The sequence below is a fragment of the Enterobacter sp. UPMP2060 genome (genome assembly GCF_053709655.1).
The window spans coordinates 461,581-478,361 of sequence record NZ_JBSKJQ010000002.1 but is presented as its reverse complement, the minus strand read 5'-3'; the positions used below and the strand labels follow the sequence as shown (position 1 = coordinate 478,361).

At 58.3% G+C, this 16,781-nt stretch carries 12 protein-coding genes and 1 pseudogene; 11 read left to right on the top strand and 2 right to left on the bottom strand.

The genetic code is table 11. The features are described from left to right. The first annotated feature begins 147 nt into the window (after positions 1-147). The 10 genes and pseudogenes from ACWKXN_RS07680 (at position 148) to trhP (ending at position 13,890) form a co-directional block, all read left to right on the top strand. Positions 148-1,350, top strand: coding sequence for an MdtA/MuxA family multidrug efflux RND transporter periplasmic adaptor subunit (locus ACWKXN_RS07680; protein WP_096150660.1), 1,203 nt, complete (start codon positions 148-150; stop codon positions 1,348-1,350). Beyond that, positions 1,350-4,472 carry an MdtB/MuxB family multidrug efflux RND transporter permease subunit gene (locus ACWKXN_RS07675; RefSeq protein ID WP_047060482.1) on the top strand — a complete coding sequence of 1,041 codons (3,123 nt, stop codon included), beginning with the start codon at positions 1,350-1,352 and terminating at the stop codon, positions 4,470-4,472. The genes ACWKXN_RS07680 and ACWKXN_RS07675 overlap by 1 nt, the downstream gene beginning before the upstream one ends. Next, on the top strand, positions 4,473-7,550 hold the full coding sequence (mdtC, locus tag ACWKXN_RS07670) for a multidrug efflux RND transporter permease subunit MdtC (protein ID WP_213787858.1): 3,078 nt from the start codon (positions 4,473-4,475) through the stop codon (positions 7,548-7,550). Further along, positions 7,551-8,959, top strand: a pseudogene (gene mdtD / locus ACWKXN_RS07665) (multidrug transporter subunit MdtD). Further along, on the top strand, positions 8,956-10,359 hold the full coding sequence (baeS, locus tag ACWKXN_RS07660) for an envelope stress sensor histidine kinase BaeS (RefSeq protein ID WP_023312417.1): 1,404 nt from the start codon (positions 8,956-8,958) through the stop codon (positions 10,357-10,359). Before mdtD ends, baeS begins: the two are co-directional and overlap by 4 nt. Continuing rightward, entirely contained in the window at positions 10,356-11,078 is a 723-nt protein-coding gene (gene baeR, locus ACWKXN_RS07655; RefSeq protein WP_023312418.1) for an envelope stress response regulator BaeR, read from the top strand. The genes baeS and baeR overlap by 4 nt, the downstream gene beginning before the upstream one ends. 95 nt (positions 11,079-11,173) lie before the next feature. Further along, entirely contained in the window at positions 11,174-11,614 is a 441-nt protein-coding gene (locus ACWKXN_RS07650) for a RusA family crossover junction endodeoxyribonuclease (RefSeq protein ID WP_096179264.1), read from the top strand. After that, the gene (locus tag ACWKXN_RS07645; RefSeq protein ID WP_454543590.1) at positions 11,608-11,790 is read left to right on the top strand and encodes a hypothetical protein; all 183 of its coding nucleotides are present in this window, start codon (positions 11,608-11,610) and stop codon (positions 11,788-11,790) included. The genes ACWKXN_RS07650 and ACWKXN_RS07645 overlap by 7 nt, the downstream gene beginning before the upstream one ends. A gap of 34 nt (positions 11,791-11,824) precedes the next feature. After that, complete coding sequence (locus ACWKXN_RS07640) at positions 11,825-12,361, top strand: hypothetical protein (protein ID WP_454543589.1); 537 nt, start codon at positions 11,825-11,827, stop codon at positions 12,359-12,361. A 167-nt stretch (positions 12,362-12,528) separates the two neighbouring features. Continuing rightward, entirely contained in the window at positions 12,529-13,890 is a 1,362-nt protein-coding gene (gene trhP, locus ACWKXN_RS07635; protein WP_023312421.1) for a prephenate-dependent tRNA uridine(34) hydroxylase TrhP, read from the top strand. 161 nt (positions 13,891-14,051) lie between these two features. Here trhP and ACWKXN_RS07630 read toward each other — a convergent pair whose 3' ends face one another. Next, the gene (locus ACWKXN_RS07630) at positions 14,052-14,552 is read right to left on the bottom strand and encodes a DUF523 domain-containing protein (RefSeq protein WP_454543588.1); all 501 of its coding nucleotides are present in this window, start codon (positions 14,550-14,552) and stop codon (positions 14,052-14,054) included. 141 nt (positions 14,553-14,693) lie between these two features. Between ACWKXN_RS07630 and yegS the strand changes: the two genes are divergently transcribed. Beyond that, entirely contained in the window at positions 14,694-15,593 is a 900-nt protein-coding gene (yegS, locus tag ACWKXN_RS07625) for a lipid kinase YegS (RefSeq protein ID WP_454543587.1), read from the top strand. A 68-nt stretch (positions 15,594-15,661) separates the two neighbouring features. Here yegS and fbaB read toward each other — a convergent pair whose 3' ends face one another. Next, complete coding sequence (gene fbaB / locus ACWKXN_RS07620; protein WP_023312424.1) at positions 15,662-16,714, bottom strand: class I fructose-bisphosphate aldolase; 1,053 nt, start codon at positions 16,712-16,714, stop codon at positions 15,662-15,664. Between the last annotated feature and the right edge of the window lie 67 nt (positions 16,715-16,781).

The window sequence follows — 16,781 nt, the reverse complement described above, 5'->3', positions numbered from 1 at the left end:
AAAAAACGGCAACGGATGTTGCCGTTTTGCGTTTACCTCCATTCAGACCATTCCTGACAGTCTTCCATATTTCCTCCATTTTTCCGCTGTGTTAGCTGACTAAACTAGTATCATTCCCCGAAGTCTTCAGGATGAGAACGTATAACGATGAAAGGCAGTAACAAATCCCGCTGGGCAATCGCCGCTGGCATCATTGTGGTGGTCCTTGCCGCCGCCTGGTACTGGCACAGTCAATCCGCGAACACCGCAGCCCCCGCCGGTGCCAATAGTCAGGCACAGCGCCCGGCAGGCGGAGGGCGTCACGGCATGCGCGGCGGCGCGCTGGCGCCGGTACAGGCGGCGACGGCAGTGAATAAAGCCGTTCCTCGCTATCTAACGGGCCTTGGGACCATTACCGCCGCCAACACCGTGACGGTGCGCAGCCGCGTCGACGGTCAGCTGATGGCCATTCACTTCCAGGAAGGTCAGCAGGTCAAAGCTGGCGATCTGCTGGCGGAAATCGACCCAAGCCAGTTTAAGGTCGCCCTCGCCCAGGCGCAGGGGCAGCTCGCGAAAGACAAAGCCACGCTCGCCAACGCTCGTCGCGATTTGGCCCGCTACCAGCAGCTGGTGAAAACCAACCTCGTGTCTCGTCAGGAGCTGGACACCCAGCAGTCGCTGGTCAGCGAAACGCAGGGCACCATCAAAGCCGACGAGGCCGCCGTGGCCAGCGCACAGCTGCAGCTGGACTGGAGCCGCATCACCGCGCCGATTGACGGGCGCGTGGGCCTGAAGCAGGTCGATATCGGCAACCAGATCTCCAGCGGCGACACCACGGGCATCGTGGTGATCACCCAGACTCACCCGATTGATTTAGTCTTTACCCTGCCGGAAAGCGAAATCGCGACCGTGGTGCAGGCGCAAAAAGCCGGAAAGGGGCTGGTGGTGGAAGCCTGGGACCGCAGCAACAGGCAGAAATTGAGCGAAGGCTCCCTGCTCAGCCTGGATAACCAGATCGACACCACCACCGGCACCATCAAGCTGAAGGCGCGCTTTAACAATCAGGACGATGCCCTCTTCCCGAACCAGTTCGTCAACGCGCGCATGCTGGTCGCCACCGAAGAGAACGCGGTGGTGATCCCTACCGCTGCGCTGCAGATGGGTAACGAAGGTAACTTCGTCTGGGTACTTAACAGCGACAATAAGGTCAGCAAGCACTTGGTGAAAACCGGTATCCAGGACAGCCAGACGGTGGTCATCGCCGCCGGCCTTTCCGCAGGCGACCGCGTGGTCACCGACGGCATTGACCGTCTGACCGAAGGGGCCAAAGTGGAAGTGGTTGAACCTGCGAAACAGGGAGCGAAATCCTGATGCAGGTGATGCCTCCAGGCTCTACAGGCGGGCCGTCACGCCTGTTTATCCTCCGCCCTGTCGCCACCACGCTGCTGATGGTGGCGATCCTGCTCGCCGGGATTATCGGCTATCGCTTCCTGCCCGTGTCGGCGCTGCCGGAGGTGGATTACCCAACGATTCAGGTTGTCACACTCTATCCAGGGGCCAGCCCGGACGTGGTGACGTCCGCCATTACCGCGCCGCTGGAGCGCCAGTTCGGCCAGATGTCCGGACTAAAACAGATGTCCTCCCAGAGTTCCGGCGGGGCATCCGTCGTGACGCTGCAGTTCCAGCTGACGCTGTCGCTGGACGTCGCCGAGCAGGAGGTGCAGGCCGCCATCAACGCCGCCACCAACCTGCTGCCGTCCGACCTGCCTAACCCGCCGGTCTACAGCAAGGTGAACCCGGCGGATCCGCCGATCATGACGCTGGCCGTCACCTCCTCCGCCATGCCGATGACCCAGGTCGAAGACATGGTCGAAACGCGCGTGGCGCAGAAAATTTCTCAGGTCTCCGGCGTCGGCCTCGTCACGCTGGCGGGCGGCCAGCGCCCCGCCGTGCGCGTGAAGCTTAACGCGCAGGCGATTGCCGCGCTGGGGCTGACCAGCGAAACCATCCGCACCGCCATCAGCAGCGCCAACGTTAACTCGGCAAAAGGCTCGCTGGACGGTCCCACCCGCGCCGTGACGCTCTCTGCCAACGATCAGATGCAATCCGCCGATGAATACCGTCAGCTGATTATTGCTTACCAGAACGGCGCCCCGGTGCGTCTGGGCGACGTGGCGACCGTGGAGCAAGGTGCCGAAAACAGCTGGCTCGGCGCCTGGGCCAACAGGCAGCAGGCGATCGTGATGAACGTGCAGCGCCAGCCGGGCGCTAACATCATCGAAACCGCCGACAGCATCCGCACCATGCTGCCGCAGCTGATCGAAAGCCTGCCGAAGTCGGTCAGCGTGAAGGTGCTTTCCGACCGTACCACCAACATTCGCGCGTCGGTCACCGACACCCAGTTTGAGCTGATGCTGGCGATTGCGCTGGTGGTCATGATCATCTATCTGTTCCTGCGTAACGTTCCGGCCACCATTATTCCCGCCGTCGCCGTGCCGCTCTCGCTGGTCGGGACCTTTGCGGTGATGGTGTTCCTCGATTTTTCGATTAACAACCTGACGCTGATGGCGCTCACCATCGCCACCGGGTTCGTGGTGGATGACGCCATCGTCGTTATCGAGAACATTTCGCGCTATATCGAGAAAGGTGAAAAACCGCTGGCGGCCGCGCTGAAGGGCGCGGGCGAAATCGGCTTTACCATTATCTCGCTGACCTTCTCGCTGATTGCGGTGCTGATCCCGCTGCTGTTTATGGGCGATATCGTCGGGCGGCTGTTCCGCGAGTTTGCCGTGACGCTGGCGGTCGCCATTTTGATCTCCGCCGTGGTGTCGCTGACTCTGACGCCGATGATGTGCGCCCGCATGCTGAGCCACGAGTCCCTGCGCAAGCAAAACCGCTTCTCGCGCGCCTCCGAGCGCATGTTCGAGCGGATTATTGCCGCCTACGGTCGCCTGCTGGCGAAAGTCCTTAACCATCCGTGGGCCACGCTCGGCGTGGCGCTGGGAACCCTGGCGCTCAGCGTGATGCTGTGGATTTTCATTCCGAAAGGTTTCTTCCCGATCCAGGACAACGGCATTATTCAGGGCACGCTTCAGGCCCCGCAGTCGGTCTCCTTCGCCAGTATGGCCCAGCGCCAGCAGCAGGTGTCCGAAATCATCATGAAGGATCCGGCGGTCGAGAGTCTGACCTCCTACGTGGGCGTCGACGGCACCAACCCGTCGCTCAACAGCGCGCGTCTGCAGATCAACCTCAAGCCGCTGGATGAACGCGACGATCGCGTCAACGCCGTCATTGAGCGTCTGCAAAACGCCGTCGCGCGCGTGCCGGGCGTTGAGCTTTACCTGCAGCCGATTCAGGATTTGACCATTGATACCCAGGTCAGCCGCACGCAGTACCAGTTCACGCTGCAGGCCACCTCGCTGGACGCGCTCAGCACCTGGGTACCGCAGCTGGTGAATAAGCTAAACACCCTGCCGCAGCTCGCCGACGTCAGCAGCGACTGGCAGGACAAAGGGCTGGCGGCATACGTGAACGTCAACCGCGATACCGCCAGCCGTCTGGGCATTACCATGTCGGATGTGGACAACGCCCTATACAACGCCTTCGGTCAGCGCCTGATCTCCACCATCTACACCCAGGCCAACCAGTATCGCGTGGTGCTGGAGCACAACACAGAGAACACGCCAGGACTGGCGGGGCTGGACTCGGTGCGCCTGACCAGCAAAGACGGCGGCATTGTGCCGCTGAGCGCTATCGCCACGGTGGAAGAACGCTATACCCCGCTGTCGATTAACCATCTGGATCAGTTCCCGTCCACCACCATCTCCTTCAACGTGCCGGACAATTATTCTCTCGGCGAAGCGGTGGAGGCCATTCAGGCTGCTGAAAAAGAGCTCAGCTTCCCGTCCGATATTCAGACCCAGTTCCAGGGCAGCACGCTGGCGTTTCAGGCCGCGCTGGGTAACACCATCTGGCTTATCGTCGCGGCGGTCGTGGCGATGTACATCGTGCTCGGCGTGCTGTACGAAAGCTTTATCCACCCGATCACCATCCTCTCTACCCTGCCGACGGCGGGCGTGGGGGCGCTGCTTGCACTGATGCTGGCGGGCAGCGAGCTGGACGTCATTGCCATCATCGGCATTATCTTGCTTATCGGGATCGTGAAGAAGAACGCCATCATGATGATCGACTTTGCCCTGGCCGCCGAGCGCGAGCAGGGCATGTCGCCGCGCGACGCCATCTTCCAGGCCTGTCTGCTGCGTTTCCGTCCGATCCTGATGACCACGCTGGCCGCCCTGCTGGGCGCGCTGCCGCTGATGCTCAGCACCGGCGTCGGCGCGGAGCTGCGCCGTCCGCTGGGTATCGGCATGGTCGGCGGTCTGCTGGTAAGCCAGGTGCTAACGCTCTTCACTACGCCGGTTATCTACCTGCTGTTTGATCGCCTGGCGCTGTGGACCAAAAGCCGCTTCCCGAAACGTGAAGAGGAGGCATAAGTGAAGTTTTTCGCCCTCTTCATTTATCGCCCGGTGGCGACGATTTTAATCTCGCTCGCCATTACTCTCTGCGGCGTGCTGGGCTTCCGGCTGCTGCCGGTGGCGCCGCTGCCGCAGGTGGATTTTCCGGTGATCATGGTCAGCGCCTCGCTGCCGGGCGCGTCACCGGAGACCATGGCCTCGTCGGTTGCCACGCCGCTGGAGCGCTCGCTCGGGCGGATTGCGGGGGTCAACGAGATGACCTCCAGCAGCTCGCTGGGCAGCACGCGCATCATTCTGGAGTTCAGCTTCGACCGGGATATTAACGGTGCGGCGCGCGACGTGCAGGCGGCCATCAACGCCGCACAAAGCCTGCTGCCGAGCGGGATGCCGAGCCGCCCAACCTACCGCAAGGCCAACCCGTCCGATGCGCCGATCATGATCCTGACGCTGACCTCCGATACGTACTCGCAGGGGCAGCTTTACGACTTTGCGTCTACCCAGCTGGCGCAGACCATCTCACAAATTAACGGCGTCGGTGACGTGAGCGTCGGCGGGAGCTCCCTGCCCGCCGTGCGCGTAGGCCTAAACCCGCAGGCGCTGTTCAACCAGGGCGTGTCGCTGGATGACGTGCGCTCCGCCATCAGCACGGCCAACGTCCGCAAGCCGCAAGGGGCGATTGAGGACGGCAGCCACCGCTGGCAGATCCACACCAACGACGAGCTGAAAACCGCCGCGGAATATCAGCCGCTCATTATTCACTACAACAACGGCGCGGCGGTGCGCTTAAGCGACGTTGCCAGCGTCACCGACTCGGTGCAGGACGTGCGTAACGCCGGGATGACCAACGCGAAGCCGGCCATTCTGCTGATGATCCGCAAGCTGCCGGAAGCGAACATTATTGAGACGGTGAACAGCATTCGCGCCCGTCTTCCGGACCTGCAGGAGACCATCCCGGCAGCAATCGATCTGCAAATTGCCCAGGATCGCTCCCCGACCATTCGCGCCTCGCTTGAAGAGGTGGAGCAAACGCTGATTATCTCCGTCGCGCTGGTGATCCTGGTGGTCTTCCTGTTCCTGCGATCCGGTCGCGCGACGCTTATCCCGGCGGTGGCCGTGCCGGTCTCGCTGATCGGTACCTTTGCCGCCATGTACCTGTGCGGGTTTAGCCTCAACAACCTGTCGCTGATGGCCCTGACGATAGCGACGGGCTTCGTGGTGGATGACGCCATCGTGGTGCTGGAAAACATTTCCCGCCACCTGGAAGCGGGCGTGAAGCCGCTCCAGGCCGCGCTGCAGGGCACGCGCGAGGTGGGCTTTACGGTGCTCTCCATGAGCCTGTCGCTGGTGGCGGTATTCCTGCCGCTGCTGCTGATGGGCGGGCTGCCGGGCCGGCTGCTGCGCGAGTTCGCCGTCACCCTCTCCGTCGCCATCGGGATTTCGCTGGTTATCTCCCTTACGCTGACGCCAATGATGTGCGGCTGGATGCTCAAGCGCAGCAAGCCCCATTCGCAGCCGCGCCGCAAAGGCTTTGGTCGCCTCCTGATGGCGATGCAGGAAGGCTACGGCAAATCGCTGAAGTGGGTGCTGAACCATACCCGGCTGGTCGGCCTGGTGCTTATCGCCACCATTGGGCTGAACGTCTGGATGTACATCACCATCCCGAAAACCTTCTTCCCGGAGCAGGACACCGGCGTGCTGATGGGAGGGATTCAGGCGGACCAGAGCATTTCGTTCCAGGCGATGCGCGGCAAGCTGCAGGACTTTATGAAGATCATTCGTGAAGACAAAGCCGTGGATAACGTCACCGGCTTTACCGGCGGGTCACGCGTTAACAGCGGGATGATGTTTATTACCCTGAAACCGCGCGGCGAGCGCAACGAAACCGCCCAGCAGGTGATTGACCGTCTGCGGGTGAAGCTCGCCAAAGAGCCGGGGGCAAACCTGTTTTTGATGGCCGTTCAGGATATCCGCGTCGGCGGCCGTCAGGCGAACGCCAGCTATCAGTACACGTTGCTCTCGGACGATTTAGCCGCCCTGCGCGAGTGGGAGCCGAAGATCCGCAAGGCGCTGGCCGCCCTGCCGGAGCTGGCGGACGTCAACTCCGATCAACAGGACAACGGCGCCGAGATGGCCCTGACCTACGACCGCGAAACCATGTCGCGGCTGGGCATTAACGTTGAAGCCGCCAACAGCCTGCTGAACAACGCCTTCGGCCAGCGCGAGATCTCCACCATCTACCAGCCGATGAACCAGTACAAGGTGGTGATGGAAGTTGATCCGCGCTACACCCAGGACATCAGCGCTCTGGACAAAATGTTTGTGATTAACAACGACGGCAAGGCGATTCCGCTCTCCTACTTTGCCAGCTGGCAGCCTGCCAACGCGCCGCTGTCGGTGAACCATCAGGGCCTTTCGGCGGCGTCGACCATCTCCTTTAACCTGCCCGCCGGTTCGTCGCTTTCAGAAGCCAGCGACGCAATCAACCGCGCGATGACGCAGCTCGGCGTGCCGTCCACCGTGCGCGGCAGCTTTGCCGGCACCGCGCAGGTGTTCCAGGAGACGATGAACTCGCAGGTGATCTTGATTCTGGCCGCCATCGCCACGGTCTATATTGTGCTGGGCGTGCTGTACGAGAGCTACGTTCACCCGCTGACCATTCTCTCGACGCTGCCCTCGGCGGGCGTTGGGGCGCTGCTGGCGCTGGAGCTGTTCGGCGCGCCGTTCAGCCTGATCGCGCTCATTGGGATCATGCTGTTGATCGGCATCGTGAAGAAAAACGCGATCATGATGGTGGATTTCGCCCTGGACGCCCAGCGCAACGGCAATCTGTCGCCGGAAGAGGCCATCTTCCAGGCCTGCCTGCTGCGTTTTCGTCCGATCATGATGACCACCCTGGCGGCGCTGTTTGGCGCACTGCCGCTGGTTATCTCGGGCGGAGACGGCTCAGAGCTGCGCCAGCCGCTGGGGATCACCATCGTCGGCGGCCTGGTCATGAGTCAGCTGCTGACGCTGTACACCACGCCGGTGGTCTATCTGTTCTTCGACCGCCTGCGGCTGCGCTTTTCGCGTAAAAACAGAACCACGGTGACCGAGTAAATGACCGATCTTCCCGCTAACGTTCGCTGGCAGCTTTGGATAGTCGCTTTCGGCTTCTTTATGCAGTCGCTGGATACGACCATCGTCAACACCGCCCTCCCCTCCATGGCGAAAAGCCTGGGGGAGAGCCCGCTGCATATGCATATGGTGATTGTCTCCTACGTGCTGACGGTGGCCGTCATGCTGCCAGCCAGCGGCTGGCTGGCGGACAAAGTGGGCGTGCGCAATATCTTCTTTACCGCCATCGTGCTGTTTACCACCGGCTCGCTGTTTTGCGCCCAGGCCAACACCCTCGACCAGCTGGTGATGGCACGCGTGCTGCAGGGCGTCGGCGGGGCGATGATGGTGCCCGTCGGGCGGCTAACGGTGATGAAGATCGTGCCGCGCGAGCAGTACATGGCGGCGATGACCTTTGTGACCCTGCCCGGTCAGGTGGGTCCGCTGCTGGGCCCGGCGCTCGGCGGCATTCTGGTGGAGTACGCCTCCTGGCACTGGATCTTCTTAATCAATCTTCCTGTTGGCATCATCGGCGCCATCGCCACCCTGACGCTGATGCCGAACTACAAAATGCAGACGCGGCGCTTTGATTTCTTCGGCTTTATCATGCTGGCGGCGGGCATGGCCACGCTGACCCTGGCGCTCGACGGGCAAAAGGGGCTCGGCATTTCGCCCCTGACGCTGGGGATGCTGGTCGTTATCGGCATCACCGCCATTCTGTGGTATCTGCGGCATGCCAGAGGTAACGATAAGGCGCTGTTCAACCTGAGAAAAACCCCACCTATCGCCTTGGCCTGTTTGGCAGCTTCGCCGGGCGCGTCGGCAGCGGCATGCTGCCGTTTATGACGCCCGTTTTCCTGCAAATCGGAATGGGATTTTCGCCGTTCCACGCGGGCCTGATGATGATCCCGATGGTGCTCGGCAGCATGGGAATGAAGCGCATCGTGGTGCAGGTGGTGAACCGCTTTGGCTATCGTCACGTGCTGGTGACCGCCACGCTGGGGCTTGCGCTGGTGAGCCTGCTGTTTATGGCCGTGGCGCTGATGGGCTGGTACTACGTTCTGCCGCTGGTGCTGTTCTGCCAGGGGATCGTCAACTCCATGCGCTTCTCGTCGATGAATACCCTGACGCTGAAGGATCTGCCGGACGATCTGGCGAGCAGCGGCAATAGCCTGCTGTCGATGATCATGCAGCTCTCAATGAGCGTCGGGGTGACCATCGCGGGTTTACTGCTCGGCATGTACGGCCAGCACCATCTCAGCGTCGACACGCCGGTGGCGCATCAGGTCTTTTTGTATACCTATCTCAGCATGGCGGTCATCATCGCCCTGCCCGCTTTCATCTTCGCCAGAGTGCCGGATGATACCAGCAAGAACGTCGTGATTAGGCGCGGCAAAAGGAGTGGCTCATGAAATTCTGGCGTCCGGGCATTACCGGCAAGCTCTTCGTGGCGATATTTGCCACCTGTATCGTCCTGCTGATCACCATGCACTGGGCGGTGCGGATTAGCTTCGAGCGCGGTTTTATTGATTACATCAAGCATGGCAATGAACAGCGTTTACAGGGCTTAAGCGATGCGCTGAGTGAACAGTACGCCCAGCACGGCAACTGGCGTTTTCTGCGCAATAACGACCGCTTTATTTTCCAGATCCTGCGCTCGCTGGAGCACGATACCGGTGACGATCGCCCGGGGCCGGGCATGCCGCCGCACGGCTGGCGCACCCAGTTCTGGGTGATTGACCAGGACATGCGCACGCTGGTGGGTCCGCGTGCGCCGATCCCGCCGGACGGCACCCGTCGTGCAATCAAAGTCAACAATGCGACGGTCGGCTGGGTTATCGCCTCCCCGGTGGAGCGTCTGACGCGCAACACCGACATCAACTTTGACCGCCAGCAGCGCCGGACAAGCTGGCTGATTGTCGCCCTCTCCACCCTGCTCGCCGCGCTCGCCACCTTCCCGCTGGCGCGCGGTCTGCTCGCCCCGGTGAAACGGCTGGTGGAAGGCACGCACAAGCTGGCCGCCGGGGATTTCACCACCCGCGTCGATACCCGCAGCCAGGACGAACTGGGCAAGCTGGCGCAGGATTTTAACCAGCTCGCCAGCACGCTGGAGAAGAACCAGCAGATGCGCCGCGACTTTATGGCCGATATCTCCCACGAGCTGCGCACGCCGCTGGCGGTGCTGCGCGGCGAGCTGGAGGCCATCCAGGACGGCGTGCGCCAGTTTACGCCTGAATCGGTGGCCTCTCTGCAGGCGGAGGTGGGCACGCTCACCAAGCTGGTGGACGATCTCCACCAGCTCTCCATGTCCGACGAAGGCGCGCTGGCCTACCAGAAAGCGCCGGTGGACGTGATTAACATTCTGGAAGTGATCAGCGGCGCCTTCCGCGAGCGGTTTGCCAGCCGCAACCTGAAAATCGACCTTTCCCTGCCGGACAGCGCGGTGGTGTTTGGCGACAAAGACCGGCTGATGCAGCTGTTCAATAACCTGCTGGAAAACAGCCTGCGCTACACCGACAGCGGCGGCGGGCTGCACATCTCCGGCAGGCAGGAAAACGGGCGCTTTGCCCTCACCTTCGCGGACTCCGCCCCCGGCGTGCAGGACGCGCAGCTGGAAAAACTGTTTGAACGTTTCTACCGTACCGAAGGCTCCCGTAACCGCGCCAGCGGCGGTTCCGGACTGGGGCTGGCGATTTGCGTTAACATCGTCGAGGCGCATAATGGCACGATCCGCGCCGCCCATTCGCCTTTTGGCGGGGTTAGCATTACAGTAGAGTTACCTCTGGAACGGGATTTATCGAGAGAAGTATGACCGAGTTACCGATTGACGAAAACACGCCGCGCATTTTGATTGTGGAAGACGAGCCGAAGCTTGGGCAGCTGCTGATCGACTATTTACGTGCGGCCAGCTACGCTCCATCGCTGATAAGCCACGGCGACCAGGTGCTGCCATACGTGCGCCAGACCCCGCCGGATCTGATCCTGCTGGATTTGATGCTGCCGGGCGTTGACGGTCTGACCCTGTGCCGGGAAATTCGTCGCTTCTCCGACGTGCCGATCGTCATGGTCACCGCCAAAATTGAAGAGATTGACCGCCTGCTGGGGCTCGAAATTGGCGCGGACGATTACATCTGCAAGCCCTACAGCCCGCGTGAAGTGGTCGCCCGCGTGAAAACCATTCTGCGCCGCTGCAGGCCGCAGCGCGAGCTTCAGGTGCTCGATGCCGAAAGCCCGCTGATTGTCGACGAAAGTCGCTTTCAGGCGAGCTGGCGCAGCAAGCTGCTGGACCTGACGCCTGCGGAGTTCCGCCTGCTGAAAACCCTCTCCCACGAGCCGGGAAAAGTGTTCTCCCGCGAACAGCTGCTGAACCACCTGTATGACGATTACCGCGTCGTGACCGACCGCACCATCGACAGCCATATCAAAAACCTGCGCCGCAAGCTGGAGGCGCTGGACGCCGAGCAGTCGTTTATCCGCGCGGTGTACGGCGTGGGGTATCGCTGGGAAGCGGATGCGTGCAGGATAATGTGATTAACGATGATTTACAGCTATGTATAGTACAGTCACATATTTTTAAACAATACAGAAAAGAAGTCTGGTTCTATTTTTTTCTTTAAGGAAATATCATGGCAGATAATCTTTTGGAAATGATCGTCTTTGGCCGACCAGCCACGGTTAACAGGAAAGGCCCTAAATCTTTGAAGGCAATCTGGCAATCGAAAGTTTTTAATTCTGCAAGCGCAGAATATACTGGCATGCAGGTTAAGTATAAGACAACTTTTAAAATATTTTATTTCCCACATAACAACTCTTATTCAGACGTAGACAATGGACTTAAATTTACCATTGATGCCCTAGCTCCGGTAGTCATGGAGAATGACAGGCAAATAACGCGCATTATTGCTGAGCGATTCGTGAAGGAGCCTGGGAAATCCCTTGTCGTTCCATTATCCCTAGCTCCCTCAATTGCTAAAATATTAGAAATAAGAGAAAACAACTCACCTGCAGAATATATGACCTTAATTAAACTTGAAAAATATAAATGCAATGGAGGCAAGCTATGGTAAACTACTATGATTATTACCATTACCAGGTTGAATTAATTAAAACAGAATATACTTTAAAAGAGTATATTGTTTATGAAGACTTACCAAGAACACCTTCATATAAAAATTTTCTATTTGATTTAGTTGCAATTAGCAAAGACAAAAAAAGAAATTATAATCATAGAAATAGTAAATAAGCGTCACGGTGACCATTACCATAAGCGTATAAGAATGATGGAAGAATTAACCACCCATCCTTTTTTACATCACTATTTTAATGTTGATAAAGATGCTCAAATATTGGTTGACTTTAGATATATTGATAATCGAGAGAGTGAGCAATCGGAAACAAACGCTAAGATCCAAGAGAAATTTTCTGAGAATAATATAGCTATTATTCTTTCCGAAAGAATACCACCACTTTATCTTAATAATGAAAGCACTGCAACCAATTCATTTATTAGAGACTGGATTTATATAGCAAGAATGATTCGTTCCATGATCTCTTTTCACAGAACACAAAACAATCATCATCGAAACAAGAATTCAACCCTTGATTATCTTAACCTGATACTTTACGAATTTGAAATACATCCTCTGGAACAAATTAATGCAGAAGTGAGAGACCTTTACACACTATATTCAATTGTGCTAAGTGTTATCGAAGGAAATAAAGTATCAGAACTTGAAGCCAGAGAAATGAGATGGCATCTAAAATACCTACAGCAGCAACTCAAAATAATAATTACATCAGAAAAAAATAAATAACAATGCAAATTTAGCCGTAATTAACTTTACGGCTAAAATAAATAATAATTCAATCTTTACCTCCCTGCCCCGCAGCGCTACAATGCCCGCCCTTAAAGTGGGGGATCTCCCCTTACCGCTGCACCTGGTGCACGCGGATCTGACCTGTCATCAGAACGAGAATAAACATGTTTAAACCGGAACTCCTTTCCCCGGCGGGAACGCTGCAAAATATGCGTTACGCTTTCGCCTATGGTGCCGACGCCGTTTATGCGGGCCAGCCGCGCTACTCGCTGCGCGTGCGCAACAACGAATTCAACCACGAGAACCTGCAACTCGGCATCAACGAAGCGCATGCCCTGGGCAAAAAATTCTACGTGGTCGTGAACATCGCGCCGCACAACGCCAAGCTGAAAACGTTCATCCGTGACCTGAAGCCGGTGGTGGATATGGGGCCGGACGCGCTGATCATGTCGGACCCGGGTTTAATCATGCTGGTTCGGGAGAACTTCCCGGAGATGGATATTCACCTCTCCGTCCAGGCTAACGCCGTCAACTGGGCGACGGTGAAGTTCTGGAAGCAGATGGGGCTGACCCGCGTCATCCTGTCCCGCGAACTGTCTCTGGAAGAGATCGAAGAGATCCGCACCCAGGTGCCGGATATGGAAATCGAAATCTTCGTTCACGGCGCGCTGTGCATGGCCTACTCCGGCCGCTGCCTGCTCTCCGGCTATATCAACAAGCGCGACCCGAACCAGGGCACCTGCACCAACGCCTGCCGCTGGGAATATAACGTCCAGGAAGGCAAAGAGGATGACGTCGGTAATATCGTGCACAAGCACGAGCCTATCCCGGTGACCAACGTTGAGCCGACGCTGGGCATTGGCGCGCCAACCGACAGCGTGTTTATGATTGAAGAAGCCAAACGTCCGGGCGAGTACATGACCGCCTTTGAAGACGAGCACGGCACCTACATCATGAACTCGAAAGATCTGCGCGCCATCGCCCACGTTGAGCGTCTGACGCAGATGGGCGTGCACTCTCTGAAGATCGAAGGCCGCACCAAATCCTATTACTACTGCGCGCGTACCGCGCAGGTGTACCGCAAAGCCATCGACGATGCGGCGGCCGGTAAACCGTTCGATACCAGCCTGCTGGAAACCCTGGAAGGCCTGGCGCACCGCGGCTACACCGAGGGCTTCCTGCGTCGTCATACTCACGATGACTACCAGAACTACGAGCACGGCTACTCCGTTTCCGAGCGCCAGCAGTTTGTCGGTGATTTTACCGGCGAGCGCAAAGGCGCGCTGGCGGCCGTCGCGGTGAAAAACAAATTCACCAAAGGCGACAGCCTGGAGCTGATGACCCCGCAGGGCAACATGAACTTTACGCTGGAGCATCTGGAAAACGGCAAAGGCGAGGCGATTGACGTGGCGCCGGGCGACGGGCATACCGTATGGCTGCCGGTTCCGGAAGAGGTGGAGCTGAAGTTTGCGCTGCTGATGCGTAACTTCAACGGTGAAAGCACCCGAAACCCACACGGCAAATAGTTAATCAGGGAAATTTTTTCGCGCTGGGATAATTCTTAGAATCGGATCACATACCGCTTCGTTCAATACGGGTATTATCCCCCCGCTGAAAAACATAACCCATAAATGCTAGCTGTACCAGGAACCACCTCCTTAGCCTGCGTAATCTCCCTTACGCGGGCTTATTTTTTGCCTTCTCTCTCCTCAATCCAGGCAATAAGCTCGTCGATTTGCCCCTCAGAGAACACGGCTATACCATGCTCTGCGAGCAACGATGCTGCCACACCCCTCCCCGCTTTATGGATCCCGCGAAAAGATCCGTCATAAATAAACTGACTGCCGCACGTGGGGCTGCCATCGGTTAATAGCGCTGCGCTACACCCCGACTCCTGAGCAGCGCGTAGCGCGAGCCAGGCTGCAAGCTGATACTGCTCAGTCACATCCTGCCCTGTATTTTCAGTAATTCTGGCTTGCCCGCGCATTACGTCTTTGCCATCAGCGGACATAATCTCTGCCGGAGGACGAGGGACAGGCATCCCCGCCGCAAGCTCAGGACAGTGGATAACCAGACGTTGTTCCTGCTGCCAGCGAGCGAGCAGCTCGTTCATTCGCGCTTTTTCACTTCCGTTATAACGAACCTTAAAGCCCATCAGGCACGCGCTTACCAAAATTTTATTCATCATCACTTTCCTGTGATTACGTTACTACCATCGCTGGAGTGTAACGCGCTTTCGGGCATATTTTGTTCCTTTCATCCTGTTCTTACCCGCTTTTTTCCTCTCTGCTATACACTCTTACTAACGCTAAAAAAGGGAGCAGCGCGGATGGCAACCTATTCAGACAGTTTATTGATTCTCAATGGCAAAAGCGCAGGCAACGATCCGTTGCGTCAGGCAATTCAGGGTTTGCGTGAAGACGGCGCGCGCATTCACGTCAGGGTGACGTGGGAAAAAGGCGACGCGGCACGCTATATCAATGAAGCCCTCGGGCTTGGCGTCAGTACCATCATTTCCGGCGGCGGCGATGGCACCATCAATGAGATTGCGTCAGCGCTTATCGACCTGTCCCCGGCAAACCGGCCGGTGATGGGTATTTTACCGCTCGGCACCGCCAATGATTTTGCCACCAGCGCAGGGATCCCGGAGGAGCTGGAGAAAGCGCTCCAGCTGGCGATCCTCGGCAAGGCCACCGCTGTGGATATTGCGCAGGTGAATGATAAAACCTGCTTTATCAATATGGCGACGGGCGGGTTTGGCACGCGCATCACCAGCGAAACGCCGGAGAAGCTGAAGGCGGCGCTGGGCGGCGTGTCGTACCTGATCCACGGCCTGATGCGCATGGACACACTCAAGCCTGACCGCTGCGAAATTCGCGGCGAGGATTTTCAGTGGCAGGGTGATGCGCTGGTGATTGGGATTGGCAACGGGCGTCAGGCGGGCGGCGGACAGCAGCTCTGCCCGGAGGCGCTGATTAATGACGGTCAGCTCCAGCTGCGTATTTTCACGGGCGACGGCCTGCTGCCCGCGCTGTTTACCACGCTGACGCAGCCGGAAGAGAGTCCAAATATCATCGCCGGGAAATCGGCGTGGTTTGAAGTGAATGCGCCGCACGGGATGACCTTTAACCTCGACGGAGAGCCGCTGAACGGGACGCAGTTCCGCATTGAGGTGTTGCCCGGCGCGCTGCAGTGCCGGCTACCGCCGGACTGCGTGCTTTTGCGCTGATGTATCACACGGTGAGCAATGATGCCCTCACCCAACCCTCTCCCACCGGGGAGAGGGAGATGGAGCCGTCAGGCAATCGTGACTTTGCTGTCCAGATAGACGTCCTGAACCGCATTGATCAGCTTCACGCCGTCGGCCATCGATTTCTTAAACGCCTTGCGGCCAAGGATCAGCCCCATGCCGCCCGCGCGTTTGTTGATCACCGCCGTACGCACCGCATCTGACAGATCGGTATCACCGCCCGCCGCGCCGCCGGAGTTGATCAGCCCCGCACGGCCCATGTAGCAGTTCGCCAGCTGGTAGCGCACCAGGTCGATCGGGTTATCGCTGGTCAGCTTGCTGTAAACGCGGTCGTCGGTGTAGCCAAAGTTCACCGCTTTGTAGCCGCCGTTATTCTCGGCCATTTTCTGCTTCACGATATCCGCGCCGATGGTTGCCGCCAGGTGGTTCGCCTGCCCGGTCAGGTCGGCCGACACGTGGTAATCCACGCCGTCTTTCTTGAACGCGTTGTTGCGCAGATATGCCCACAGTACGGTGACCATGCCCAGCTCGTGCGCGCGCTCAAACGCCGCGGAGATCTCTTCAATCTGACGGCGGGACTGTTCAGAGCCGAAGTAAATCGTCGCCCCTACCGCCACCGCGCCCATGTTGAACGCCTGCTCGACGCTGGCGTAGAGGGTCTGGTCATATTCGGTTGGATAGCTAAGGGTTTCGTTGTGGTTCAGCTTCACAAGGAACGGAATGCGGTGGGCATAGCGACGCGAAACCGAGGCCAGCACGCCGTAGGTAGAGGCCACGCAGTTACAGCCCGCTTCAATCGCCAGCTCAACAATGTTCTTCGGATCGAAGTAGAGCGGGTTCGCCGCAAAAGAGGCGCCCGCAGAGTGCTCTACGCCCTGGTCCACCGGCAGAATAGAGAGATACCCGGTGCCGCCGAGCCGCCCGGTGTTGTAAAGCGTCTGCATATTTCGCAGGACCGCAGGCGGACGGTTGTTATCGATCATCACGCGGTCAACGTAGTCGTGACCAGGCAGATACAGCTGGTCGGCTGGAATGGTCATACAACGATGCTGTAAAAGGCTGTCGGCGTCTTTGCCAAGCAACTGCGCAATATCAGTCATGTGATACTCCCGTAAGTCCGACGTCGTGTCGGTGTGTGTTTATCCAGTCCCATCTTTTATGGGCAGA

Excerpts from the sequence above, each read along its gene's own strand:
- ACWKXN_RS07650 (WP_096179264.1), top strand. The coding sequence starts at position 11,174 with ATGGCAGATAATCTTTTGGAAATGATCGTCTTTGGCCGACCAGCCACG.
- yegS (WP_454543587.1), top strand. The coding sequence starts at position 14,694 with ATGGCAACCTATTCAGACAGTTTATTGATTCTCAATGGCAAAAGCGCA.
- trhP (WP_023312421.1), top strand. The coding sequence starts at position 12,529 with ATGTTTAAACCGGAACTCCTTTCCCCGGCGGGAACGCTGCAAAATATG.
- baeR (WP_023312418.1), top strand. The coding sequence starts at position 10,356 with ATGACCGAGTTACCGATTGACGAAAACACGCCGCGCATTTTGATTGTG.
- fbaB (WP_023312424.1), bottom strand. The coding sequence starts at position 16,714 with ATGACTGATATTGCGCAGTTGCTTGGCAAAGACGCCGACAGCCTTTTA.
- ACWKXN_RS07645 (WP_454543590.1), top strand. The coding sequence starts at position 11,608 with ATGGTAAACTACTATGATTATTACCATTACCAGGTTGAATTAATTAAA.
- ACWKXN_RS07640 (WP_454543589.1), top strand. The coding sequence starts at position 11,825 with ATGATGGAAGAATTAACCACCCATCCTTTTTTACATCACTATTTTAAT.
- ACWKXN_RS07680 (WP_096150660.1), top strand. The coding sequence starts at position 148 with ATGAAAGGCAGTAACAAATCCCGCTGGGCAATCGCCGCTGGCATCATT.
- ACWKXN_RS07675 (WP_047060482.1), top strand. The coding sequence starts at position 1,350 with ATGCAGGTGATGCCTCCAGGCTCTACAGGCGGGCCGTCACGCCTGTTT.
- ACWKXN_RS07630 (WP_454543588.1), bottom strand. The coding sequence starts at position 14,552 with ATGATGAATAAAATTTTGGTAAGCGCGTGCCTGATGGGCTTTAAGGTT.
- baeS (WP_023312417.1), top strand. The coding sequence starts at position 8,956 with ATGAAATTCTGGCGTCCGGGCATTACCGGCAAGCTCTTCGTGGCGATA.